This window comes from Pseudoalteromonas sp. SR45-5 (assembly GCF_014163565.1).
GTDB classification, from domain to species: domain Bacteria; phylum Pseudomonadota; class Gammaproteobacteria; order Enterobacterales; family Alteromonadaceae; genus Pseudoalteromonas; species Pseudoalteromonas distincta.
Window position 1 is genome coordinate 1 of sequence record NZ_JACJDN010000849.1, and the last position, 1,352, is coordinate 1,352.

Here is a 1,352-nt window from a genome sequence, read left to right on the forward strand (position 1 = left end):
GTCTTTTGCCATATATTATTACAATACCCAATTACATTACTCTTACGGAACTGTTTATGTATTTTTACGCTGCACGCCAACCTATTTTAGACAGAGATAAAAAGCTCATCGGGTATGAACTTTTATTTCGCGATGGCGTTGATAACGTATTTCCTGATATAGATGGTGACGAGGCAACTACACGACTAATTGAAGGTAGTCAGTTTAATTTCGGCTTAGAAGATTTAACCGACAATAAACCCGCCTATATAAATTTCACCCTAGAAACGCTATCAAAGGGCTACCCAACACTATTGGGCAAAGATACTGTAGTTGTAGAAATCCTTGAAACTGTGCAACCTGGGAAGCGATTATTAGCCATAGTGAAAGATCTAAAAGATAAAGGTTACACTATTGCTCTTGATGACTATATTCATCAGCCTGTTTGGCGCCACTTTTATCCATTTATTGATATTATTAAAATAGACTTTTTAGCATCTGATATAGATACAATAAAAACGGTTCTTAATGATTTAAAACTGCACTCGCATATTAAGTTACTTGCCGAAAAAGTAGAAACCTATGAAATTTACCAACAAGCTCTAGAGCTTGGTTTTGATTATTTCCAAGGATTTTTCTTCTCAAAACCTGAAATGGTACAAAGTAAGGCTCTACCGCCTTCAGAAATGGCATTAGCTGAATTACTTTACGAAACATCAAGCGTTGATATGGATCTTAAAAAAATCACTGATGTGTTTGAGCGTGATGTAAACCTATCTTACAAATTACTTAGGTATTCAAATTCTGCTGCCTTTGCAAGGCGTGCTGAAATAAGTACCATTAAGCAAGCCCTTATAGTGCTTGGTGCTAACGAAATTAAAAAACTATTATCATTATTATTTGCAGCGCAAGTATCAGCAGATAAACCTATAGAGCTAATTAGGCTATCGCTTACGCGCGCTCGTTTTGGTGAGTTACTCGCTATATCCCATGGACAATTTAAAGATACCGGCATGGCATTTTTAACCGGTATGATGTCTCTTATGGATGCTATTTTAGATGAGAGTATGGAAAGCGTTATGAAAAAGCTTCCACTTTCGAATGACATAAAAGCAGCGTTATTAAACGATGAAGGCTTGCTGGCAAAATATTTAAACTTAGTTAAGTATTATGAACAAGCTAACTGGTCAGCCGCAAACGAATTAACGAAAGAGCTAAACCTAGGTGAAAAAGTTCCTGATGCCTATCATGAAGCACTGACTTGGGTTAATGAGCAAATGCAGTTAGTAGTTAACGAAAAATAAGTAACCCGAACTCTGGTTAAGATATTTACTAATTTATTGAATTATAATGATATCTAAGTTTATTTTTCT

Annotated in this window: 1 protein-coding gene; it reads left to right on the forward strand. The window is 35.6% G+C overall.

Features of this window, described 5'->3' with window-relative positions; all coding sequences use genetic code 11:
• Positions 1-56 precede the first annotated feature (56 nt).
• Positions 57-1,283, forward strand: coding sequence for an EAL and HDOD domain-containing protein (locus H5072_RS19560; protein ID WP_165723517.1), 1,227 nt, complete (start codon positions 57-59; stop codon positions 1,281-1,283).
• Positions 1,284-1,352 lie beyond the last annotated feature (69 nt).